Genomic DNA, 22,024 nt, shown 5'->3' with positions numbered 1-22,024 from the left:
CAAGCGCCGCAGTCGCGCCGTTCTACGCTCGACGCGGCTGGTCCGTCGTGTCGTGGTCGGGCGGTTCGACTCCGGCGGTGCTGAGGTCGGTGATGCTGCGGCGGTGTCGCGGGACGGGATCGCCGTCGTCGGCTGCCACGCCGATGGCGGTCATGGTGAGTATCTGCCAACCGGGTGCGACGCGCATGGTGTCGCGGAGGGCGTCGAGGTTGAAGGCGCGAAACTGCCGGCACGCCAGGCCCATGGAGTGGGCCTGCACGGTCATGTGCGCGACCGCCTGGCCGAGGTCGTAGTCGGCGAACTCGGAGTACTCCATCCCGCTGTCGTCGACTCCCCGCTGTGCGAGGTTCACGACCAGCGCGCTGGCCTGCGGGGCCCATCGGCGTGAACTCGCGGCGAGGTGGTCGACGAGCGCGGCGTGCCCCGCGTCACCACGTCGGCGGAGGTGGAACGCCCACGGTTGGGAGTTGCCGGCCGACGGTGCCCACCGGGCCGCCTCCAGCAGGACCGCCACCTCCCCGTCGGACAGTTGGTGGTCACTGTCGAAGCGCAGCGGGCTGAAGCGGCTCTGCAGCACCGGGGCGATCCTCGCGGCGGTCATGCCGGACCGCAGTCGTCACTGTCGTGTCGGCAGAGCGGCGTCATGAGCCCATCGTGCCCGACGGGTCGGGCGCCACGTCCGGCACCCGTGCTCTCGCCCGCGGCGCGATCGATGCCACCGGCGGCGCTGGTCAGGCGGCGGCTTCCGGCTCCCGCAGGTCCAGCCAGTCGGCCCAACGGGGGTCGGGGGCGCGGTGCCCGAGCACCCGCCAGGCGGTGCCCTTCGGAGCGGCGGGCAGCGCGTGCAACCGCCACCCCATCTCCGCCGGCGTCTTGTCGCCCTTCGTGTGGTTGCACCGGGCACACGCGGCGACCACGTTCTCCCAGGCGTGCCGGCCACCCCGGCTGCGGGGGAAGACATGGTCGATGGTCTCGGCCGGGCCTCGACAGTAGGCGCACCGCCACCCGTCGCGGGCGAAGATCGCCCGCCGGGACAACCCCACGTGCGTCCGGTACGGCACGCGGACGAAGCGGGTCAGCCGGACCACGGAGGGCACCGGAAGCGCGTCGCGGGCGCTGTGCAGGATGCCGTCGCCGTCGGCGACGCAGACCGCCTTGGCGGAGAGAACGAGGATCGCGGCGCGACGCACCGACACGACACACAGCGGCTCGTAGGTGGCGTTGAGGACCAACGCGCCGGAGCCCACCGTGGGTCGTATGTCAGGCATCGCGATCACCCTCCCGGTTCAGCGGCTGCTGCGTACCGCCGTCGACCGCGGTCGGGCATGACCACCCACACGGTCGACGCCGGGCCGATCACCGACGTCCGTTGCGCCAATAGTCCCTGATCGGACCCCGGATTGCACGTACTAATCCCGCATGAGGTATGAGGATCATCCGCATCCGGGCGCATCGCCGTCTGGGCCTGGGAGAACACTGCCGTTGTCGGACACCGGACGACAGCTTCTGCCGGCCTCAGTCGTGCCGGATCCGTGCCCGATGATCTTCCGCCCCACCGTCGCCGAGGGTCATGCCGACACCACCCCAATCATCGCTGAATCTGGCTATCATCGCGCTATGGCGATTGATTGCACCCCCGGCCTGACTCCGGCCGTGGCGCTGTTCCGGTCCCTGGGGGACCCGACCCGGCTGGCGATCCTGCGACGGATCGCGTCCGGCGAGGCTCGGGTGGTCGACCTGACTGGAGAGCTGGGGCTCGCGCAGTCGACCGTGTCCAAGCACCTCGCCTGCCTTCGTGACTGTGGCCTGGTCGACTACCGGGTGGAAGGTCGCCAGTCGTTCTACGCCCTGACCCGGCCCGAACTGCTGGACCTGCTGCGCTCGGCGGAACTGGTTCTCGCTGCGACTGGCGAGGCCGTAGCCCTGTGCCCGGTCTACGGGAAGCCCGCCGACTCCACCACCTCGGGAGTGCACGCATGAGCGCGTCGTTGCTGACTCCGGAGCGACGGGCAGTGCTGTCACGCCGCAGCCTGTGGCTCGCCTACGCCACTGCTGGCTACAACCTTCTCGAGGGCCTGGTCGCCATTGCCGCTGGCGCAGCGGCCTCCTCCACGGCATTGATCGGCTTCGGCCTGGACTCGTTCGTCGAGGTATCCAGCGCAGCGGTGCTGATCTGGCAGTTCCGCTCTCGGGTGCCCGAGGATCGGGAACGAATGGCGCTACGCCTCATCGGCGCGTCGTTCTTCGCCCTGGCTGCCTGGGTCACTTTCGACGCCGCTCGCTCGCTGCTGAGCGGTGGAGACGCCGAGGCCAGCCCGGTCGGCATCGGCCTCGCCGTCGCATCGCTGCTCGTGATGCCGCTGCTCGTTCGGGCCAAGCGTCGCACCGGCCGGGAACTCGGCTCCGCAACAGTCATGGCCGACTCGACGCAGACGATGCTGTGCACGTACCTGTCTGCGGTGCTGCTCGTGGGCCTGGCCCTCAATGCGGCCTGGGGTTGGTCGTGGGCCGACCCGATCGCCGCACTCGTGATCGCGGGGGTAGCCGTCAAGGAAGGTATCGAGGCATGGCGCGGTGAGCACTGCGACGACTGCGCACCCCTCCCTGCCAGCGGTGCCGGCGGCCAGACCTCGGGTTGCGCCGACGGCTGCTGCGCGGACCAGAAGGCCTGAGGTCCGGCCTGGGTGTACGCCGTGACAATTGACGTTGATTGAGCCGTATGACACACCACGCTCGCTCACGCCACCGCCCCCGCCCTCGCCCTCCAGTTGGAGAGCGGGGAGGGCGTCCCGGCATCAGCAGCGGCAACCGGTGGCCGGTTCCTTCTCGGCAGCGGGTGTGCAACAGGCGCTTTCGGTGGCCTTCTCCAACTGGTCGGAGTCGGCCTTCACGGTGTAGACCTCCCAGGGCTCGTTACCAGGGCCGCGCACCCACACCTTGTCCTGGAGGGCGTAGCAGCACTCGGTGCCGTTCTCCTCCAGGGTGATCAGACCGGAGTCGGTGAGGCGCGTGGTGGCCGCGTTGACGTCGTCGGTGCTGAACACCTCGACGCCCAGGTGGTCCATCACGGTGGGCTGGTCGGGCTCGCCTTCGAGCAGGACGAGCTTCAGCGGCGGGTTCTCGACGGCGAAGTTGGCGTAGCCGGGGCGGCGCTTGGCGGGCTCGACGCCGAACAGCGTGGAGTAGAAGGCGACGGAGCCTTCGAGGTCGGACACACGCAGGGCGAGCTGAACGCGGGACATGACTCTCCTTACCGATCTGGAGGGTGTGGTGGCTGGTCGGAGTGGGCCTCGGCGCTGCAGGCCTCCGTACAACGGCTTGCCCACCACGCCCTTGTCTTGATGCTTTTCGAAGCAGGACCCAACGTTGCACCTTGTTTTGAAATCTGTCAACCTAGAGAAATGTCGAAACAAGCCCTGCCGGTGATGAGCCTGGACGCGGTGGCCTGCTGCGCGCCGATCGCGGTTCGCCCCATGGACACCGACCAGGCAGCAGTGGTCGCGCCACTGTTCAAGGCCCTGGGCGACCCGGTCCGGCTACGGCTGATGTCGATGATCGCTTCGGTGCCGGAGATGTGCGTCTGCGATCTGACCCCCGCGTTCGAGCTGTCCGGGCCGACCATCTCCCATCACCTGAAGGTCTTGCGGGAGGCTGGCCTGGTCGACTCCGAGCGGCGCGGCACGTGGGTCTGGTACCGGGTCCGCCCGGACGCGTTCCGGCAACTCCGCGCGCTTCTGGACCTCTCGGCCACCTCCGCGGAGGCCACCGCGTGAGCCTGCCGGCCCGTCGCGCGTCGGCGGAGTTCGTCGGTACGGCCTTGCTCGTCGCCGCCGTCGTCGGTTCCGGGATCGCCGCCGCCCGACTCTCGCCCACCGACGTTGGGCTCCAACTCCTGGAGAACGCGATCGCCACCGCCCTGGCGCTGGGCGCGTTGATCCTGACCTTCGGCCCGATATCGGGCGCGCACTTCAATCCGATCGTCTCCGTCGTCGACTGGTGGCTCGGCCGTCGCGCCGGCACCGGCCTGACCGCCGGTGATCTCGCCGCCTACGTCGCCGCCCAGGTCTGCGGCGCGATCACCGGGACCGTTCTGGCCAACCTGATGTTCGAACTACCAGCCGCCACGTGGTCCCGCACCGATCGCATCGGCGGGAACCTGTGGCTGGCCGAGATCGTCGCCACCGCCGGCCTGATCGTCCTGATCTTCGCCCTCGCCCGCACCGGCCGCAGCAGTGCGGCTCCGGCCGCCGTGGGCGCCTACATCGGTGCCGCCTACTGGTTCACCTCGTCCACCTCATTCGCGAATCCCGCCGTCACCATCGGCCGCGCCTTCACCGACACCTTCGCCGGAATCGCCCCCACCTCGCTGCCCGGCTTCGTCGGCGCGCAGCTCGTCGGCGGCCTGGTCGCCATCGCCGCCATCGCCGCCTGGTACCCCGGTGCCGAGAACTCCGCCGACGCCGTGGTCGCCCCCCGACTCTCTCCGGAGACAGAAGCCCGATGACCGACAAGCCCAGCGTCCTGTTCGTCTGCGTCCACAACGCCGGCCGCTCCCAGATGGCCGCCGGCTGGCTCCGACACCTCGCCGGCGACGCCATCGAGGTCCGCTCCGCGGGCAGCGAACCCGCCGACCAGATCAACCCCGTCGCCGTCGAAGCCATGCGCGAAGTCGGCATCGACATCACCGAACAAATCCCAGCCCGGCTCACCTGGGACGCCGCCCACGCCAGCGACGTCATCATCACCATGGGCTGCGGCGACGCCTGCCCCGTCTTCCCCGGCAAACGCTACGAAGACTGGAAGCTCACCGACCCCGCCGGCCAATCCCTCGACGTCGTCCGCCAGGTCCGCGACGACATCAGAACGAGGATCACCGAACTGCTCGCCAGCATCCAGCCGACGCGCTAGCGCGCTCGTCCCTCACCTGCCGGTGGGTCGGCGGTGGGCGCTCGGGCTCCTTGCGGTACGAAGACAGGGTGAGTGCCGCAAGCGTGATGCCCCTTGCCCTGTCCACCGGCGGGTCGGTGAACTGCCAGGGCAGTTCCTCCTGCGAATTCCTGTACGACTGGACCAGTTCGGCCTGGTTCGCCGAGGGCAGTTACTGGATCCTGCTCAAGCCACTGCGGGTGCTGCTGATCCTGGCGCTGGCGATGGTGGCCCGCTGGGCGGTGCACCGCACGATCAACCGGTTGGTCCGCACCACGACCGACGGCGCGGTGCCGACGATGCTGCGACCGCTGCGCGAGCGGGTGCCCAGCGCGGCCGTCGACCCGACCGAGTTCGTGCCCGAGCGGCGACGGCAGCGGGCCGAGGCGATCGGCTCGGTGCTGCGCAGTCTGACCACCGCGTTCGTCTTCGGCATCGCGCTGCTGATGATCCTGCGTGAGTTCAGCTTCGATCTGGCCCCGCTGCTGGCCAGCGCGGGGATCGCCGGCGTCGCGCTGGGCTTCGGCGCGCAGAGCCTGGTCAAGGACCTGATCGCCGGCCTGTTCATGCTGATCGAGGATCAGTACGGCGTGGGCGACAACGTCGACCTGGGCGAGGCGATGGGCGTGGTCGAGGCGGTCGGGCTTCGGGTGACCACTGTGCGCGACGGTCGCGGAGTGCTCTGGTACATCCGCAACGGCGAGATCATCCGGGTGGGCAACAAGAGCCAGGGCTGGGCGCTCGTGGTGGTGGACCTACCGATCGGGTTCAACAGCACCGAGGAGGCCACCGCCGTCCTGCGGACCGCGGCCGCCTCGGTCGCACTCGACCCGGAGCTGTCGCCGGAGATCGTCGAGGCGCCGGAGGTGCTGGGTGTCGAGCAGGTGACGGTGGACGGTGCGGTCATCCGCACGGTGGTGAAGACGACAGCGGACGGGCAGTTCGCGGTGGGCCGGGAGTTGCGTCGGCGGCTGGCGGAGGCGCTGGAGAACTCGGGGATCACCGCGCAGATCGCGGCGGCCCGCATCTTTCCCGGGCTTCCTCCCCGCCCGTTGCCGGACGGTGAAACGGGTCAGGGGGGTGCCACCTGACCCACCCGTCGTCGTCCTCGAATTCAGGGGTCGCGAGCCGCCCGGCCCCTCAGGTATCGTCCGTTCGTTCAGTCGGGGATGCGACGAATGAGCCGTTCGGCCTAGATAGTTGTCAGACGATCGGGCAGAATCCGGAGCACGCGTTCCCGCCAAAGCGTGATCACAACCTCGCTGATCCGTAGATCTGACGAGCGCATCCGGCCGGGCTGCCACGAGCGGCCAACCCGGAGGCCGATGGAGGCGACGGTGCCCGACGAGCGACCTTCCGCGGAAGGCCCCGCTACTTTTCGCGAGGTGTTCGCCCAGCACGAGTTCCGCGCCGTGTTCGTGGCGGGCGCCCTCTCCTGGGTCGGCGACTATGTCGCGAAGGCCGCCGTCACCGTGCTGGTCTATCAGCGGACCGATTCGGTCGGGCTCTCCGCGGCCGCCTTCGCGGTGAGTTTCCTGCCCTGGCTGCTCGGTGGTCCGGTGCTCGCCGCACTCGCGGAGCGATACCCGTACCGGCGGGTGATGGTGGCGTGTGACCTCATCCGGATGGGGTTGATGCTGCTCATCGCCATCCCGCAACTGCCGTACCAGGCGGTGCTGGTGCTGATCTTCGCCGCCACGCTCGCCAACCCGCCGAGCCAGGCGGCGAAGTCCGCGTTGATGCCGCAGATGCTCGCCGGGGACCGGCTGGTGCTCGGGCTGTCGCTGAACGGCAGCGCGGGGCAGGCGGCCCAGATCGTCGGATACGTGCTCGGCGCCGCCGCCGCCTCCTACGACCCGCGGGTCGCGCTGCTGTTCAACGCGGCCACGTTCGGCGCGTCGGCGCTGCTGGTCCGCCTCGGTGTGCGACACCGCTCGGCGGTGCCGAACCCGGCGCAGCGCAGCCACCTGCTGCAGGAGACCCGCCAGGGCTTCACCATCGTGTTCGGCACACCGGTGCTGCGGGCCATCGCGGTGCTGGTGTTCAGCGCGATGCTCTTCTCGATCATTCCCGAGGGGTTGGCCGTCGGCTGGGCCAACGAGGAGGGCCGCGGCGACATGAGCGCGACCACGGCCCAAGCAGTGATCATGGCGGCCAGCCCGGTCGGCTTCATCCTCGGCGGGTTGCTGGTGAGCCGCCTGTTCGGGCCGGCCCGCCGACTGAAGCTGATGCGGCCGCTCGCGGTCCTCGCCCCACTGGCGCTGGTGCCGACGTTGTTCGATCCGCCCCCGCTGGCGGTTGCTCTGCTGGCTGCTATCTGCGGGTTCGCGGTCGCCGGCATGCTGCCGATGGCCAACGGGCTCTTCGTCCAGGCGCTCCCCAACGGCATCCGCGCCCGCGCCTTCGGGGTGATGGCGACCGGCGTCCAGGTCATCCAGGGCTTCGCGGTGCTGGCGACCGGTTTGATCGCCGATCGCTTCGACACCATCCCCCTCGTGGTGGGGCTGTGGAGCGCGGCCGGCGTGGTGCTGATGGTGGTGGCCGCGCTGCGCTGGCCGGATCGGCAGGCGTTCAGCGACGCGATCGCGGCAGCCACGGCGGCCAATGCCGAGCCGCCCGGCCACCCGGACGACGCCGCCGGCGGCGGCACGGCGGCAGGCCCTCCCGAGCCGCGTACCAGCGACGGCCACCGCCGGCACGCGGTCACCTGACCCGGCCCGCCCCTGCGGACCCGTGCGGGCCGGGCGCGGGGCATCGGCCCGGCGTGATCCGACGCACGGTGCGCGGGTCGGTCTCGCGCCCGGCGCACCTGGCAGGATGGAACGGTGAACCCCGCAGGCGAATCCGAGCGTCCCGGTGCTTCGACGACCCTCTTCGAAGCGGTCGGCGGCGAGCCCACCTTCCGCAGGCTTGTCGACGAGTTCTATGCCGGCGTCGCCACCGATCCCCTGCTGCGGCCCATGTACCCGGAGGGGGACCTGGGGCCGGCCGCGGATCGGATGACCCTGTTCCTGATGCAGTACTGGGGTGGACCGAACACCTACTCCGCCCAGCGTGGTCACCCGCGACTGCGGATGCGGCACGCGCCGTTCCGGATCGGGGCGGCCGAGCGGGACGCCTGGCTACGGAACATGCGCCGCGCCGTGGACCGGCTCGACCTCGAACCGGCGATCGCCGCCACGCTCTGGGACTACCTGGAGCGGGCCGCGTACTTCATGGTCAACGCCGAGGAGGACCCGGCCAACGGTGGCTGATCGTCGGGCCGGGGCAGCGTCAGAGCAGCGCGCCCTCGTCGTGCAGCCAGTCCACGAAGCTGGTGGCGACCGCCGCGCCGCAGTCGAGCATCTCGACGAGCAGCGCGTCGTGGGTGCCGGCACCGAGCGGCACCTGAAGCTCGGCGTAGATCGGCAACTGGCCGCGCTCCGTCGGGTCGCCGATGTAGGCCTTGCAGAACCGGCGGGTGTGGTTCCACTCGTTGACCACCCGGTAGGCCCGGTCGGCCCAGTCCGGCGGGACGGTGGCGTGCGGGCGTGCCCGCATGACCAGGATCTCGTCCTCCGGCCCTTCGAGGGTGACCAGCACGGCGTGCCGCTCCCACATGGCCAGCAGGTTGCCGTCGCCGTCGGCCAAGTACCGCACGTCGAGCAGGTCGAGTGCGTCGCACACGCGACGCAGACTCACCGGCTCGACGGTGGCCAGCATCTCGGGCAAAGCCGGTCGCTCGCTGGCCGGGCAGTCGTCCCCCGGCTGGCGAGGGTTGGGCGGTCCGACCCGGACCGCGCTCTCCACTGTGATCCCGCTTCGGGTTTCCGGATCGCCGCCGTCGGCGGGACCGGGGCGCCATGACCACCACGGCATCGCTCGCGCACCTCACTCCCCAGCGGATCCAGTCGCCTACGGTGCGTTGGATCCGAGCATGGACGGTACCCGGACAGCCGAGTTGAAGCACCCCCCCAACGACCGCCCCAGCCCAGAAGAATGAGCAGGGGTCATCCGTTCGGAGGAGTACCGAGGGGCGTTACCGCAAGATCCGTGGCCGTCTGCAACCATGCCGCTCCGTATGGTCCCGCCAGGCCAACCCAACGTCCGGCCACCCGGACCTGAACGGTCGCCTCGTCGTGGTCGGTGGACGGGCCGTCGGCGGCGCCGAGGAAGCCCATCCGGACCACCCCCTGCACCAGTCGCTGCGACACCTCGACCGGCGGGGCGGGCGGTCCGTCCGGCGTGACGAGCACCGCGACGTGGTCGAGCAGCGCGTCCCGCAGCGCCCGCTGACCCACCGCGCGGCCGGCCACGCCCTGCTCGCTGGCCGTACGCAGGGTGCCCGCCGCCGCGTCCGCGATCCGCCGCAGCTCGGCAACGGGCAGCGCCTCCACCGTCCGACTGCGCGTCGGGGGCAGCGGCCACCGCCACTGCGCGTCCCGGCGGGCCGGCCGGGCCGTACCGCCGCGTTCCAGCTCGGCGAGCAGCTCCGCGGCGGCCACCGTGACGTCCTCGGCGCTGCCGTCGGCCGACTCACCGGCCACCGTCCGGACCACCAGCACCTGCCACGGCAGACGGGCCCAGAGGGCGATCCGACCGGGCACACCGGCCGGCCGCAACCGGACCGGCGCCGCCCGGTCCAGCCGGACCAGCCGAGCCAGGAAGGCACCCGCGTCGGCCACCCCGACCACACCGTGCGTCGGGGTCGACGCCGCTGCCTGTCCCGTGCCCGGCCGGGTCACGCCAGGCCGCCCTGCGGTGCGTAGGTGAGCAGGAAGTCCCGCTCCTCCTGCGTGATCCGGCGGGGCACCTGGCGGGTCAGGTCGAACGGCACCAGCACCGAGCGGGCCCGGCTGGCCAGCACCTCGCCGTCGTACAGCTCGTAGGCGACGGTGAACCGGGAGGCCCGGATCTCCTCCACCCACAGCTCGATGCGGACGGTGGGCGCGGCCTCCGCGGTGGCCCGACCCAACGCGTAGTCGACGGGGCGCAGGTAGTCGACCTCGTGCCGGCGGATCACCACCCCGTCGGCGAACGAGCCGACCCCCCACGCCCGGCCACCGGCGAACATCAACGCCACCCGCGCCTCCTCGTAGAGGGTGAGGAAGCGCGAGTTGTTGATGTGCCCGTACGCGTCCAGGTCGGACCAGCGCAGCGTGCAGTGGTAGACGAAGCGGTCAGACACCTTCTCGGCCGGTCAGTCGCGGGTCAGCTTGCGGTACGTCACCCGGTGCGGCCGGGCAGCCTCCGCGCCGAGGCGGTCGATCTTGTTCTTCTCGTACGCCTCGAAGTTGCCCTCGAACCAGAACCACCTGGTCGGGTCCTGGTCGTCGCCCTCCCAGGCCAGGATGTGCGTGGCGACCCGGTCCAGGAACATCCGGTCGTGCGAGATGACCACGGCGCAGCCGGGGAACTCCAGCAGCGCGTTCTCGAGGCTGGACAGCGTCTCCACGTCCAGGTCGTTCGTCGGCTCGTCGAGCAGGATGACGTTGCCGCCGATCTTCAGGGTCAGCGCCAGGTTGAGCCGGTTGCGCTCACCGCCGGAGAGCACCTTCGTCGGCTTCTGCTGGTCCGGTCCCTTGAAGCCGAACGCGGCGATGTACGCCCGCGACGGCATCTCGACCTTGCCCACCATCAGGTAGTCGAGCCCGTCGGAGACGACCTCCCAGACGGTCTTGTCACCGTTGAGGCCCTCGCGGTTCTGGTCGACGTAGGACAGCGAGACCGTCTCGCCGACCCGGACCTGGCCGCCGGTCGGCTGCTCCAGCCCGACGATGGTCTTGAACAGCGTGGTCTTGCCGACGCCGTTGGGGCCGATGATGCCGACGATGCCGTTGCGCGGCAGCGAGAACGACAGGTTGTCGATCAACAGCCGGTCGCCGAAGCCCTTGCTGAGGTTGACCGCCTCGATCACCGTGCTGCCCAGTCGCGGGCCCGGCGGGATCTGGATCTCCTCGAAGTCGAGCTTGCGGGTCTTCTCCGCCTCGTTGGCCATCTCGTCGTACCGGTCCAGGCGGGCCTTGGACTTGGTCTGGCGGGCCTTGGCGTTGGAGCGGACCCACTCCAGCTCCTCGGTGAGGCGCTTCTTCATCTTGGCGTCGCGGCGACCCTCGACGGCCAGGCGGGCGGCCTTCTTCTCCAGGTAGGTGGAGTAGTTGCCCTCGTAGCCGATGGCCCGGCCACGGTCCAGCTCCAGGATCCAGCCGGCCACGTTGTCGAGGAAGTACCGGTCGTGGGTGATCGCCATGACGGTGCCGGCGTACTTGGCCAGGTGCTGCTCCAGCCACGAGACGCTCTCCGCGTCCAGGTGGTTTGTGGGCTCGTCGAGCAGCAGCAGGTCGGGCGCCTCCAGCAGCAGTTTGCAGAGCGCGACCCGGCGACGCTCACCACCGGAGAGCTGGGTCACGTCGGCGTCCGGCGGCGGGCAGCGCAGGGCGTCCATGGCCAGTTCGAGCTTGGAGTCGACGTCCCAGGCGTCGAGGTGGTCCAGCTCCTCCTGGAGCTTGCCCATCTCCTCCATCAGCTCGTCGGAGTAGTCGGTCGCCATCTGCTCGGCGATCTTGTTGAACCGCTCCAGCTTGGCCTTGGTCTCGGCAACCGCCTCCTCGACGTTGCCGAGCACGGTCTTGGCGTCGTTGAGCGGGGGCTCCTGGGCGAGCATGCCGACGGTGTAGCCGGGCATGAGCCGGGCCTCGCCGTTGCTCGGCTTGTCCAGTCCTGCCATGATCTTGAGGAGGCTGGACTTACCGGCGCCGTTCGGACCGAGCACACCGATCTTGGCTCCCGGCAGGAAGCTCAACGTCACGTTGTCGAGCACGACCTTGTCGCCGTGCGCCTTGCGGGCCTTTTCCAGGACGTAGATGTACTGGGCCACGGTGCGGGCTACCTCCGTCGGTTGCTGTCGCTGATCGGCGGCGCGGGCGCGGGCTGCGAGGACCGCCCGCCGCCGCCGGCCGGTAGCCGGCCGCGCGCACGCCATCGTCAATCCTGACAGGTACGCCGCGCTTCGCCCACATCACCCCGCCCCAGGAGTACGCGGGCGAGTCTCCTTGCCAGAGCCGGTAAGGCAAATTACGGTTTCGGTATGACCAAGAAGATCACCATCAGCCTGCCCGACGATCTTGCGGAGAGACTGGCCGACGAGCCGAACGCTTCCGCCTACGTCGCCGAGTCTCTGCGACGGAGGGTGGCCGGGGAGAAGACGCGGGAGATCCTCCGGCGGGCCGGTTTCGAGATCACCGACGAGGGCGTAGCGCGGGTACACGCCGAGATGGAGCAGTTGCGGGCGAGCATCACCCCCGAACTACGCGAACAGGCGGCCCAGCTCCAGGCAGAGGTCTTGGCGGCACGTGCGAGGGCCACCCGGTGACGGGCTACGGCTTGGCATTGGACGCGACAGCCCTGCTGGCCTATTCGTCGTCCGAACGGGATGTCGGTCACCGCATCGCGGAAGCCGCCGACTATGGCGTGCACGTGCTGGTGCCGGCGCTCTGCCTCGTCCGTGCACACCAGGAAGCCACTCCCGGCCAGTGGGAAATGCTCGAAGTGCTCGCCGCGTTGCCGCACATCCGCGTAACCCCGGTCGAGCCGAACATGTGCTCGTTTCTCGGCGGATGGTCACGCCGAATGGCCGGGCACACGGACCTGGCCCAGCTGGCGATGGACGCCGCCGCCCACCCCCTCGTGCCGATCATGACGGATCGGCGGGAGTTGCTCGGCGAGGTGCTGCCCAAGGAATGGCCGATCATCGACCTCTGATCGATGGGCTGTCGACAAGATCACCCTGGGGATTTCAGCGCGTACGGGGCGGGTAGGAGACTCCGGCACGAGGCACAAGACGCCGCAGCTACGCTCAGTACGCTCATTCGCGGTGGACCCGTCAGTACCCGGAGGTGGCCGATCGTGACCGTCCGTAGCTCCTTTGTCGTAGTGGCGAACCGTCTGCCGGTCGACGAGGTGAGCACTCCCGAGGGCCGACAGTGGCGACGCAGCCCTGGGGGGCTGGTCACCGCGCTGCACCCCGTGCTCGCCGAACACCAGGGCACCTGGGTCGGCTGGGCCGGCGGCACCGGCGCCGCCCCCGAGCCGTTCGACCTGGAGGGGATCCGGCTGCACCCGGTCCCGCTGAGCGCCGAGGAGTTGGAGCGCTACTACGAGGGCCAGTCCAACGCGACGATCTGGCCGCTCTACCACGACGCGGTCGAGACACCTGCCTACAAGCGCCGCTGGCGGGAGGCGTACCGCCTGGTCAATGCCCGGTTCGCGGAGGCCGCCGCGGACGTGGCGGCCGAGGGCGCGACGGTCTGGGTGCAGGACTACCAGCTGCAGTTGGTCCCGGCGATGCTCCGTGAGCTGCGCCCGGACCTGCGGATCGGGTTCTTCCTGCACATCCCGTTCCCGCCGATCGAGCTGTTCATGCAGATGCCGTTCCGCACCGAGATCCTGCGCGGCCTGCTCGGCGCGGACCTGGTCGGCTTCCAGCAGCGGTTGGCCGCACAGAACTTCGTCCGGCTGGCGCGGCACCTGCTCGGGCTGCGCTACGAGGGGCAGATGATCCAGGTCGACGGTCGGCAGGTGAAGGCGGGCGCCTTCCCCATCTCGATCGACACCCAGGAGATGGAGCGGATGGCCGCCGACCCGGCGATCCAGGCTCGGGCCAAGCAGATCCGCGCCGAGTTGGGCGATCCGAAGACGATAATCCTGGGCGTGGACCGGCTGGATTACACCAAGGGCATCGAGTTGCGGCTCAAGGCCTTCCGCGAGTTGCTTGCTGACGGAAAGTTGACAGTTCCCGACGCGGTTATGGTGCAGGTGGCCACGCCCAGCCGCGAGCGGGTCGAGCACTACCAGGCACTACGGGTCAAGGTCGAACGCGAGGTTGGCCGGATTAATGGCGAATTCGGCAGGGTCGGCGTGCCGGCAGTGCATTACCTGCATCAGTCGTACAGTCGCAGTGAACTCGCCGCGATGTACGTCGCCGCCGACGTGATGATGGTGACACCGCTACGCGACGGCATGAACCTGGTGGCCAAGGAGTACGTGGCGTCGCGCGCCGACCAGGGTGGCGCGCTCGTGCTCAGTGAGTTTGCTGGCGCCGCAACGGAGCTGCGTCAGGCATTCCTGTGTAACCCGCACGACCCGGACGCGGTCAAGGACGCCCTGCTCCGGGCAGTGCACGTGGAGAAAACCGAGGCACGCCGCCGGATGCGGACAATGCAACGTCACCTGCGTACCCACGACGTGGGCCACTGGGCCAAGTCTTTCCTCTCCGAGCTCGGAGTTCCCGAGGCGGAGGCCGAGTGAACACGACCGTCAACGATGGAGCCGCCATGGCCACCGGGGTGATGGACCCCGAGCTGCGCTCCGCCATCGGCCGGATCGCCCGGGTCCCCCAACTCCTGGTCGCCTGCGACTACGACGGCACACTCGCGCCGATCGTGGAGGACCCGAGCACGGCCGTCCCACTGCCCGAGTCGGTTGCCGCGGTCCGCGCGCTCGCCGCGCTGCCGCAGACAACCGTGGCGGTCGTCTCCGGCCGGGCGCTGCGCGACCTGGCCGCACTGTCCCGGCTGCCCAGCGAGGTGCACCTCGTCGGCAGCCACGGCTCCGAGTTCGACATCGGCTTCGTCGAGCGGCTCTCCCCCGAGCTGGTCGCGGTGCGCCAGCAGGTACGCAACGCGCTGCGCGAGATCGCCGCCGCGCACCCGGGCATCCGCCTGGAACGCAAGCCGGCAAGCGTGGCCGTGCACACCCGCGGGGTCGACCCGGAGGTCGCCGCCGCCGCCATCGAGGCCGTCCGCAACGGCCCGGCCAGCTTCGACGGCGTCACCGTGACCCAGGGCAAGGAGGTCATCGAGCTCTCCGTCGTGGCCACCCACAAGGGCACCGCACTCGACCAACTGCGGACCCAGCTCGCCTCCAGCGCGGTGCTGTTCATCGGCGACGACGTCACCGACGAGAACGCGTTCGGCCACCTGCACGGTCCCGACCTCGGCATCAAGATCGGCCCCGGGGACACCCAGGCCAGCTACCGGGTGGGCGACCCGCTGGAGGCCGCCCGCGCGCTGGCGCTGCTGCTGGAGACCCGACGGCACTGGCTGTTCGGCGAGCGGGCGGTGCCGATCGAGCGGCACTCCATGCTGGCCAACGGTCGTACCGTCGCTCTGCTCACCCCCGAAGCCAAGGTGAGCTGGCTCTGTCACCCCAAGCCGGACTCGGCGGCGATCTTCGCCGACCTGGTCGGTGGCAGCCCGGCCGGTCACTTCAGCGTCGCCCCGGAACGCGGGGGCATCCCGCTGGGCCAGCGCTACCGTTCCGGCACGATGACAGTGGAGACCCGGTGGTCCGGGCTCACCGTCACCGACTGGCTGGACAAGCCGGCCCGGGAGACCACTCCGGACGACAGCCCCGCCGTCATCACCGGCGACTCGACCCTGATCCGGGTGCTCACCGGCAGCGGCAAGGCCCGGGTGGAGTTCGCGCCGAGGCCCGAGTTCGGTCAGGTCGCCGTGCAGTTGCAGCCGATCGGCGACGGTCTGCTGGTGCTCGGCTCCAACGAGCCGGTCGCGCTCTACGCCCCCGGCGTGGAGTGGGAGGTCGGCAACGACGGCGGGTACGAGACCGCCAAGGCGATCGTCGACCTCTCCGCCGCCGGCGGGCAGGTCGTACTGGAGTTGCGCTTCGGCACACACAGCCTGGAGCACCACCGGGTGCCGATCCACGAGCGGCAGGCCGCCGCCGAGCAGCCGTGGAAGGACTGGGTGGCCTCGCTCCGGCTGCCGTCCACCGCCCGTGACCTGGTCGCGCGCAGCGCCCTCACCCTGCGCGGGCTCTGTCACGAGGCCACCGGCTCGATCCTGGCCGCGGCGACCACCTCGCTCCCCGAGGAGCTGGGCGGCGTCCGCAACTGGGACTACCGCTACTGCTGGCTGCGCGACGCCGCGCTGACCGCCCGCGCACTCGTCGACCTGGGCTCCGTCGAGGAGGCCGAGGCGCTGCTGCGCTGGGTGGACGGCTGCATCGAGCGCACCGGCGGCCACCCGGAGCGACTGCACCCGCTCTACACGATCGACGGGTACGAGTTGGGCGCCGAGGCGGTCATCGACACGCTGCCCGGCTACGCCGGCTCCCGGCCGGTCCGGGTCGGCAACCTCGCCAACCACCAGCTCCAGCTCGACGTCTTCGGCCCGATCGCCGACCTGATCGCGGCCGTCGCCGACGCTCGCGGCTCGGTCCGCGAGGACGAGTGGCGGGTCCTGGAAAACATGGTCGAGGCGGTCCGCCGCCGTTGGCACGAGCCGGACCACGGCATCTGGGAGGCGCGGCTGCCACCACGGCACCACGTCTTCTCCAAGGTGATGTGCTGGATGACCGTCGACCGGGCGCTGCACGTGATGCGCGAGCACGGCGGCGAGGACCGGCCGGAGTGGAAGGACCTGCGCGACCGGATCGGCGCCAACGTCCTGGAGCAGGGTTGGCACTCCGACGTCGAGGCGTACAGCGTCGCGTACGGGGACGAGGACATGGACGCCTCGTCGCTCTGGATCGGGCTCTCCGGCCTGCTCCCGGGTGACGACCCGCGCTTCCTGTCCACAGTCCTGCGCATCGAGGCGGACCTGCGCAGCGGCCCGGTCGTCTACCGCTACCACTGGGACGACGGCCTGCCCGGCCGTGAGGGCGGCTTCCACATCTGCACGGCGTGGCTGATCGAGGCGTACCTGCGCACCGGCCGCCGCACCGACGCCGAGGAGCTGTTCGCACAGATGGTGCTCACCGCCGGTCCGACCGGGCTGCTCCCGGAGCAGTACGACCCGCTCGCCGAGCGCGGGCTGGGCAACCACCCGCAGGCGTACAGCCACCTCGGGCTGATCCGCTGTGCCCTGCTGCTGGACAACATGCTCAAGCAGTAGTTCGACCGCGCGTGTGACGGGGCCGGAGCGCAGGCGCGCTCCGGCCCCGTCGTACGCCGCCGCGCCGACAGACGTCGGTCAGCCCGGGTACGGCAGGCTCGGTTGCCACCCGTACAGGCGGGCGTCGAGGTCGGTGGGCACCGTCCAGTGCGCGTACGGCAGCACCGCGCTGCTGCCGGTGTAGGTGAGGCACAGCAGTGGGGCGTCGCCGGTGTGGTCGAGCGCGAGCTTCGGTTTACGGGCCGCGCCGACGCCGCCGAGGCCGAAGAGGACAACCGGATCCCGAACCGGCAGCCCCAGTGCCTGCCGGCCGTCACGCCATCCCCGGTACGCCGCGTCCAGCCGCCAGGGCGCGAGGTCGGCGAGACCGCGGTACAGGTTCGCCACCCAGGTCGGGGTGAGTTCGGCGTCGGAGAGCCGGTACGGCACCCCGGTCAGCAACGCGTCGAGCTCCGGTTCCGTCTCCACCCCGGCGTTTGTCAGCGCCTCTGGCAACGCGCCACGGCGGACGGCCGCGACCCCGGGGGCGGCCTGCTCGACCCGATCGACCTGCCAGCGAAGCCCCGCCGGGGTGTCCGCCTGTCGGCGGTCCCACAGCCAGCGGGCGGTGTCCCAGCGGTGCCGCTGGTTGGCCGGGATCAGCTCGTCGACGCCGATGACCAACTCGTCGCCCTCGACCCGTGCGGTGAGCCACCGGCCTCGCAGGTGCGGCCGCTGCTCGCCGTAACCGGCAAGTGCGACGACCGCGGACCGCAGGTAGGCGCCTGTGTTGCCGCGCGGAAAGTGCCAGCACAACGCGGACCCGTCGACGGCGTCGACGTCGGCGGCGGCCTCGTCCGACACCGCGCCGATCCGGACCAGCGGCGATGCCGCGCTGGCCTGCCGACTGTCGAACTGCCGACGGTCCCGGCGCTGTCGCACCGCGGCCCGCTCGACCGGAGGGCTGACCGAGTACGCCGCCTTCTTCCCGGCCCACCGCAGCACCTCCGCCCCGGCCGCCCGGGGGTCACCGAAGAGCCGGAACGCCAGCAGCTCGTCCTCGTCGGACCCGTCGTCCTCGGTCACCTGCAGCTCGTACACCAGGTTGCCGGGCGCGTCCAGGTCGTAGCCGGTGTGCGGGTCACGGCCGAACTCGTTGCCGACGAGCGAGTCGCCCGGATGTTGGGGATAGCCGCGGACCACCGTGACCAGGACGGCCCAGGAGCCGTCCGGGTCCGCGCACCGCAGGGTCCGGACCGGAGCGTCACGCCATCGTGAGGGGAGATCCTCAAAGGTGGTGGTCAGGCCGGGGCCTGCGCACCGCAGCGCGACAGGTGTGAGCAGTTCCGTCCGCCACGTCTCGTGAGGATCCTTCACGGTGAGCATGGGCGACATTGTGTCGACAGCCACCGACAACCCGGTAACCGTGCCGGATCCCCGCCGCAACTGGCAATCTTGGACACTTTCCGTTAGCGCGGCCTAACGGAAAGTGTCCAAGATCTACCGTCCGGGCCGCCGGTCAGCCGTCGAGGGCACCCACCACGTCACCGAGTACGACCACCGCGGGCGGGCGCAGGTCAGCGGCGAGTGCGTCGGCGGCCACCGCGCCGAGCGTGGATCGCAGCACCCGCTGGGCACCCGTCGTGGCTTCCTGCACCACGGCGGCCGGCGTCTGCGGCGATCGACCGTGGGCGACGAGGGTGGCCGTGATGGCGGCGAGGTTCTTCAACCCCATCAGGATCACCAGGGTGCCGCGCAGGCCCGCCATCGCCTCCCAACGCACCAGCGACGCCGGTGAGTCGGGTGCCACATGCCCGGAGACCACTGTGAACTCGTGCGCCACCCCCCGATGGGTGACCGGAATCCCGGCCGCGGAGGGAGCGGCGATCGAGCTGGTCACCCCGGGCACCACGGTCACCGACACGCCGGCCTGCGCACACGCCAGCAGCTCCTCGCCGCCCCGGCCGAAGACGTACGGGTCGCCGCCCTTGAGCCGCACCACGAAGGCGCCGGCCAGCGCACGGTCGACCAGGATCTGGTTGATCTCCTCCTGGGCCCGGGACGGTCCGTAGGGGATCTTCGAGGCGTCCACCAGCTCGACGTCCGGGCGCAGTTCGTCGAGGAGCAGGCCGGGCACCAGCCGGTCGGCGACCACCACGTCGGCCTCGGTGAGCAGCCGCCACCCCTTCACGGTGATCAGCTCCGGATCACCCGGCCCCGCCCCGACCAGCGCCACCCGCCCCGCCGGCCGCCCGGCCACACCAGCCGAGCCACTCGCGCCAGCCGAGCCGGCCACGCCACCCGAGCCGGCCACGCCACCCAAGCCCGCCACGCCAGACGAGCCCGCCACGCCACCCGAGCCCGCCACGCCAGCCGAGCCGCTCGCGCCGGCCACGTCAACCGCGCCGGTCACGCCACCCGAGCCACTCGCGCCAGTCGAGCCGGCCACGCCACCCAAGCCGGTCGCGGCGGGCGAAGCGGCGGGCCGGCTCTGTCCTCCGCCCGGCGCCAGGCGGACGGCGAGCAGGTCGCGGATCGCGTCCCGGACGGTCATCGCCCGCCGGGGGTCACCGCCGCCGAGCACCGCCACGGTGACCGGGCCGTGCCGGGTCACCGCCGGGGTCCAGGCGGTGGCAGCGGTCCGGTCGTCGGCCCGGACGCAGAAGATCCGCCGCTCGGCGGCGACGGCGCTCACCGAAGCGGCCGCCATCGGGTCGTCGACCGCCACCTGGACCAGCCACGCGCCGTCCAGGTCCTGGGGCAGGAACCGGCGTGGCACCCAGTGCAGCCGACCCGCGTCGACCCGGGCGCGCAGCGCCGGGGTCAGCTCCGGGGCCACCAGCAGGACGTCCGCGCCGGCGTCCAGCAGCGCGGGCACCCGTCGGGTGGCGACCGCGCCACCACCCACCACGACCACCCGCCGCCCGTCGAGCCGCAAACCAAGGGGGTACGGATTGGAGGTCACGCCGCACCACCGAAGCGGACGGCTCGCTCGCTGCGCCTCGTCACTTCTCGGCCACCCCGGCGGAGTCGAAGGTGGCCACCTCGTGCAGCACCCGCACCGCGCCGCTGACCACTGGCAACGCCAACAGTGCGCCGGTGCCCTCGCCGAGGCGCAGCCCCAGGTCGATGAGCGGGTCGAGGCCGAGGTGCCGCAGTCCCGCGGTCGCACCCGGCTCGGCCGAACGGTGCCCGGCGACCATGGCGCAGACCGCGTCCGGGGCGAACGCGGCGGCGGCCAGCGCGGCCGAGACCGCGATCACGCCGTCCAGCAACACCGGCGTACGGCGGGCGGCGGCCCCCAGGATCAGCCCGGCCAGCGCGGCGTGCTCCAGGCCACCGACGGCGGCCAGCACACCCAGCGGGTCGGCCGGGTCGGGCGCGTGCCGGGTCAGCGCGGCGCGCACCACGGCAACCTTGTGCGCGTAGGTCGGGTCGTCGATGCCGGTGCCCCGACCGGTGGAGTCGAGCGGGTCGGCGCCGGTGAACGCAGCGATCAGCGCGGCGGCCGGGGTGGTGTTGCCGATGCCCATGTCACCGGTGAGCAGGATGCCGGCTCCCGCGTCGATCAGCTCGTCGGCGATCCGGATGCCGGTCTGCACCGCCGCCAGCGCCTCGTCCCGCGTGAGTGCGGCGGTCACCGTGAAATCGCGCGTGCCCCGGCGGACCGACGCGGCAACCAGCCGGGGCACCGCCAGGTCGAGCACGGCCGGACCGGACCCAACCGGACCGGACCCAACCGGGTCGAGCACGGCCGGGTCGGTGGCGGGCAGCGGGGTGGCCACCCCGACGTCGACTACGGTGACCGACGCGCCGGCCTGTCGGGCGAACGCGTTGACCACCGCCCCACCGGCCAGGAAGTTGCCGATCATCTGCCCGGTGACCTCCTGCGGCCAGGGGCTGACCCCCTGGGCGTGCACCCCGTGGTCGCCCGCGAAGATCGCGACCGCGGCCGGCTCGGGCAGCGGTGGTGGGCAGGCCCCGGCGAGGCCGGCGAGGCGTACCGACAGCTCCTCCAACGCGCCCAGCGAGCCCGCCGGCTTGGTCAGCCGGCCGTGCAGCTCACGGGCGGCGGCCATGGCCGCTTCGTCCGCTGGTCGGATCGCCCCGATCGTGGTCTCCAGCATCATGCCTCCATGATCTCGCGCAGCGCCTCGATGAACGCGTCGGTCGTGTTTCGGTCGCGTACCGCCACCCGCAGCCAGTCCGGGCCGAGGCCGGGGAAGGTGTCGCCCCGGCGGACCGCCCAGCCGCGCTCGCGCAGGGCGGCCCGGATCGCTGTCGCGCCCGGCACGTGCAGCAGGACGAACGCGCTGGCCGGGCGGCCGACGACGCGTACACCGGGCAGGTCGGCGAGGCGGGTGACCAGGTGGTCGCGGTCGGCGGCGAGATCGGCGGCGATCGCGCGCTCGGCCTGGACCGCGACGGTGCTGGCGCAGGCCGACGCGGCGGCCAGCGCGGGTGTCGAGACGGCCCAGAGCGGCTGGACGGCGGCCAGCCGGGCCAGCAGCTCCGGAGCCCCGAGCAGGTAGCCGATCCGGAGGCCGGCCAGGCCCCACGTCTTGGTGAGGCTGCGCAGGACGAGCAGACCGGGCAGGTCGCGACGCTCGGCAAGCGACTCCGGTTCGCCGGGGTGCCCGGTGGCGATCGTGGTGTCGGCGAACGCCTCGTCGACCACGAGCACCCGGCCGGGGCGGGCCAGCGCGGCCACCGTCCGCGCGGGGTGCAGCACCGACGTCGGGTTCGTGGGATTGCCGATCATCACGAGGTCGGCGTCGGCGGGCACCCGGGACGGGTCGAGCCGGAAGCCGTCGGCGGGGTCCAGCAGCACCCGCTCGACCGGATGCCCGGCAGCCCGCAGCGCCGCCTCCGGCTCGGTGAACTGGGGGTGCACCACCACCGGCCGGCGCACCCCGCGAAGCGCCTGGGCGATCAGCACGAAGCCCTCGGCGGCGCCTGCGGTGAGCAGCACCTCGTTCGGGTGACGGCCGTGTCGGGCCGCGACGGCCGCCCGGGCCGGCGCCGGGTCCGGGTAGCGGGCCAGATCGGTCAGGGTCGCGGCGATCGGGTCGGCCAACCAGGCGAGGGCCGGCGCCTGCCGGACGTTGACGGCGAGGTCGATCAGCCCGTCGCCGACCTCCGCGTCGCCGTGGTGCGCGAGGTCCGGTTCGACCCCGGCGGTGGCGACCATTCCGCTCGGCTGATCAGACATGCCCGCGATCCTGCCG

The 22,024-nt window shown here is 71.4% G+C and carries 22 protein-coding genes and 2 pseudogenes; 12 read left to right on the top strand and 12 right to left on the bottom strand.

Annotated features, from left to right (window positions below; all coding sequences use genetic code 11):
- Positions 1-22: 22 nt before the first annotated feature.
- Both ACPXBU_RS29650 and ACPXBU_RS29645 read right to left on the bottom strand, forming a co-directional pair.
- The gene (locus tag ACPXBU_RS29650) at positions 23-601 is read right to left on the bottom strand and encodes a nitroreductase family protein (RefSeq protein ID WP_425760695.1); all 579 of its coding nucleotides are present in this window, start codon (positions 599-601) and stop codon (positions 23-25) included.
- Positions 602-731: 130 nt separating this feature from the next.
- On the bottom strand, positions 732-1,268 hold the full coding sequence (locus tag ACPXBU_RS29645) for an HNH endonuclease (RefSeq protein ID WP_030333470.1): 537 nt from the start codon (positions 1,266-1,268) through the stop codon (positions 732-734).
- 349 nt (positions 1,269-1,617) lie between these two features.
- Between ACPXBU_RS29645 and ACPXBU_RS29640 the strand changes: the two genes are divergently transcribed.
- Both ACPXBU_RS29640 and ACPXBU_RS29635 read left to right on the top strand, forming a co-directional pair.
- Positions 1,618-1,980, top strand: coding sequence for an ArsR/SmtB family transcription factor (locus tag ACPXBU_RS29640; RefSeq protein ID WP_425760693.1), 363 nt, complete (start codon positions 1,618-1,620; stop codon positions 1,978-1,980).
- Entirely contained in the window at positions 1,977-2,672 is a 696-nt protein-coding gene (locus ACPXBU_RS29635; protein WP_425760691.1) for a cation diffusion facilitator family transporter, read from the top strand. Before ACPXBU_RS29640 ends, ACPXBU_RS29635 begins: the two co-directional genes overlap by 4 nt.
- A 123-nt stretch (positions 2,673-2,795) precedes the next feature.
- Here the strand turns inward: ACPXBU_RS29635 and ACPXBU_RS29630 are convergent, their stop codons facing one another.
- Positions 2,796-3,242, bottom strand: a complete 447-nt coding sequence (locus ACPXBU_RS29630) for an ArsI/CadI family heavy metal resistance metalloenzyme (protein ID WP_425760689.1) — start codon at positions 3,240-3,242, stop codon at positions 2,796-2,798.
- 159 nt (positions 3,243-3,401) lie between these two features.
- Between ACPXBU_RS29630 and ACPXBU_RS29625 the strand changes: the two genes are divergently transcribed.
- From ACPXBU_RS29625 to ACPXBU_RS29600, 6 genes are all read left to right on the top strand, one after another.
- Positions 3,402-3,773, top strand: coding sequence for an ArsR/SmtB family transcription factor (locus ACPXBU_RS29625; protein WP_393373755.1), 372 nt, complete (start codon positions 3,402-3,404; stop codon positions 3,771-3,773).
- Positions 3,770-4,504, top strand: a complete 735-nt coding sequence (locus ACPXBU_RS29620; RefSeq protein ID WP_425760686.1) for an aquaporin — start codon at positions 3,770-3,772, stop codon at positions 4,502-4,504. Before ACPXBU_RS29625 ends, ACPXBU_RS29620 begins: the two co-directional genes overlap by 4 nt.
- Positions 4,501-4,908 carry an arsenate reductase ArsC gene (locus ACPXBU_RS29615; protein WP_425760684.1) on the top strand — a complete coding sequence of 136 codons (408 nt, stop codon included), beginning with the start codon at positions 4,501-4,503 and terminating at the stop codon, positions 4,906-4,908. Before ACPXBU_RS29620 ends, ACPXBU_RS29615 begins: the two co-directional genes overlap by 4 nt.
- An 86-nt stretch (positions 4,909-4,994) precedes the next feature.
- Complete coding sequence (locus tag ACPXBU_RS29610) at positions 4,995-6,017, top strand: mechanosensitive ion channel family protein (protein WP_393374018.1); 1,023 nt, start codon at positions 4,995-4,997, stop codon at positions 6,015-6,017.
- A gap of 234 nt (positions 6,018-6,251) precedes the next feature.
- Entirely contained in the window at positions 6,252-7,637 is a 1,386-nt protein-coding gene (locus tag ACPXBU_RS29605; protein ID WP_425760682.1) for an MFS transporter, read from the top strand.
- A gap of 114 nt (positions 7,638-7,751) precedes the next feature.
- Positions 7,752-8,180, top strand: a complete 429-nt coding sequence (locus ACPXBU_RS29600; RefSeq protein ID WP_393373762.1) for a globin — start codon at positions 7,752-7,754, stop codon at positions 8,178-8,180.
- 19 nt (positions 8,181-8,199) lie between these two features.
- Here the strand turns inward: ACPXBU_RS29600 and ACPXBU_RS29595 are convergent, their stop codons facing one another.
- The 4 genes from ACPXBU_RS29595 to ettA form a co-directional block, all read right to left on the bottom strand.
- Positions 8,200-8,784, bottom strand: coding sequence for a YbjN domain-containing protein (locus tag ACPXBU_RS29595; RefSeq protein WP_393373764.1), 585 nt, complete (start codon positions 8,782-8,784; stop codon positions 8,200-8,202).
- 131 nt (positions 8,785-8,915) lie between these two features.
- On the bottom strand, positions 8,916-9,650 hold the full coding sequence (locus ACPXBU_RS29590) for a hypothetical protein (protein WP_393373766.1): 735 nt from the start codon (positions 9,648-9,650) through the stop codon (positions 8,916-8,918).
- Positions 9,647-10,093, bottom strand: a complete 447-nt coding sequence (locus tag ACPXBU_RS29585; RefSeq protein WP_393373769.1) for an acyl-CoA thioesterase — start codon at positions 10,091-10,093, stop codon at positions 9,647-9,649. Before ACPXBU_RS29585 ends, ACPXBU_RS29590 begins: the two co-directional genes overlap by 4 nt.
- A gap of 12 nt (positions 10,094-10,105) precedes the next feature.
- Positions 10,106-11,782: an energy-dependent translational throttle protein EttA gene (gene ettA, locus ACPXBU_RS29580; RefSeq protein ID WP_425760678.1), complete on the bottom strand. Its 1,677-nt coding sequence runs from the start codon at positions 11,780-11,782 to the stop codon at positions 10,106-10,108.
- Positions 11,783-11,992: 210 nt separating this feature from the next.
- Here ettA and ACPXBU_RS29575 point away from each other — a divergent pair, with 210 nt between their 5' ends.
- The 4 genes from ACPXBU_RS29575 (at position 11,993) to otsB (ending at position 16,817) form a co-directional block, all read left to right on the top strand.
- Entirely contained in the window at positions 11,993-12,277 is a 285-nt protein-coding gene (locus tag ACPXBU_RS29575; protein ID WP_393373773.1) for a hypothetical protein, read from the top strand.
- Complete coding sequence (locus ACPXBU_RS29570; RefSeq protein ID WP_393242248.1) at positions 12,274-12,666, top strand: hypothetical protein; 393 nt, start codon at positions 12,274-12,276, stop codon at positions 12,664-12,666. Before ACPXBU_RS29575 ends, ACPXBU_RS29570 begins: the two co-directional genes overlap by 4 nt.
- Before the next feature lie 144 nt (positions 12,667-12,810).
- Positions 12,811-14,211, top strand: coding sequence for an alpha,alpha-trehalose-phosphate synthase (UDP-forming) (locus ACPXBU_RS29565; RefSeq protein ID WP_030488230.1), 1,401 nt, complete (start codon positions 12,811-12,813; stop codon positions 14,209-14,211).
- Between the two features lie 26 nt (positions 14,212-14,237).
- Positions 14,238-16,817, top strand: a complete 2,580-nt coding sequence (gene otsB / locus ACPXBU_RS29560) for a trehalose-phosphatase (protein WP_393373776.1) — start codon at positions 14,238-14,240, stop codon at positions 16,815-16,817.
- A 78-nt stretch (positions 16,818-16,895) separates the two neighbouring features.
- On the opposite strand, the gene ACPXBU_RS29555 is transcribed toward otsB, so the two are convergent.
- The 5 genes and pseudogenes from ACPXBU_RS29555 to cobC form a co-directional block, all read right to left on the bottom strand.
- Entirely contained in the window at positions 16,896-18,182 is a 1,287-nt protein-coding gene (locus ACPXBU_RS29555; RefSeq protein ID WP_425760675.1) for a hypothetical protein, read from the bottom strand.
- Positions 18,183-18,315: 133 nt separating this feature from the next.
- A pseudogene (gene cobA / locus ACPXBU_RS29550) lies at positions 18,316-19,116 on the bottom strand (uroporphyrinogen-III C-methyltransferase); the annotation flags it as partial.
- A gap of 138 nt (positions 19,117-19,254) precedes the next feature.
- A pseudogene (locus ACPXBU_RS29545) lies at positions 19,255-19,761 on the bottom strand (precorrin-2 dehydrogenase/sirohydrochlorin ferrochelatase family protein); the annotation flags it as partial.
- 40 nt (positions 19,762-19,801) lie between these two features.
- A complete protein-coding gene (gene cobT / locus ACPXBU_RS29540; RefSeq protein ID WP_425760760.1) occupies positions 19,802-20,923 on the bottom strand; it encodes a nicotinate-nucleotide--dimethylbenzimidazole phosphoribosyltransferase in 1,122 nt (373 codons plus the stop codon).
- Positions 20,923-22,008, bottom strand: coding sequence for an Rv2231c family pyridoxal phosphate-dependent protein CobC (gene cobC / locus ACPXBU_RS29535; protein WP_425760673.1), 1,086 nt, complete (start codon positions 22,006-22,008; stop codon positions 20,923-20,925). Before cobC ends, cobT begins: the two co-directional genes overlap by 1 nt.
- Between the last annotated feature and the right edge of the window lie 16 nt (positions 22,009-22,024).

This window comes from Micromonospora sp. DT231 (assembly GCF_049847025.1).
In the GTDB taxonomy this organism is placed as follows: domain Bacteria; phylum Actinomycetota; class Actinomycetes; order Mycobacteriales; family Micromonosporaceae; genus Micromonospora.
The sequence above is the reverse complement of the archived record's forward strand: the minus strand, read 5'-3'. Positions and strand labels throughout refer to the sequence as shown.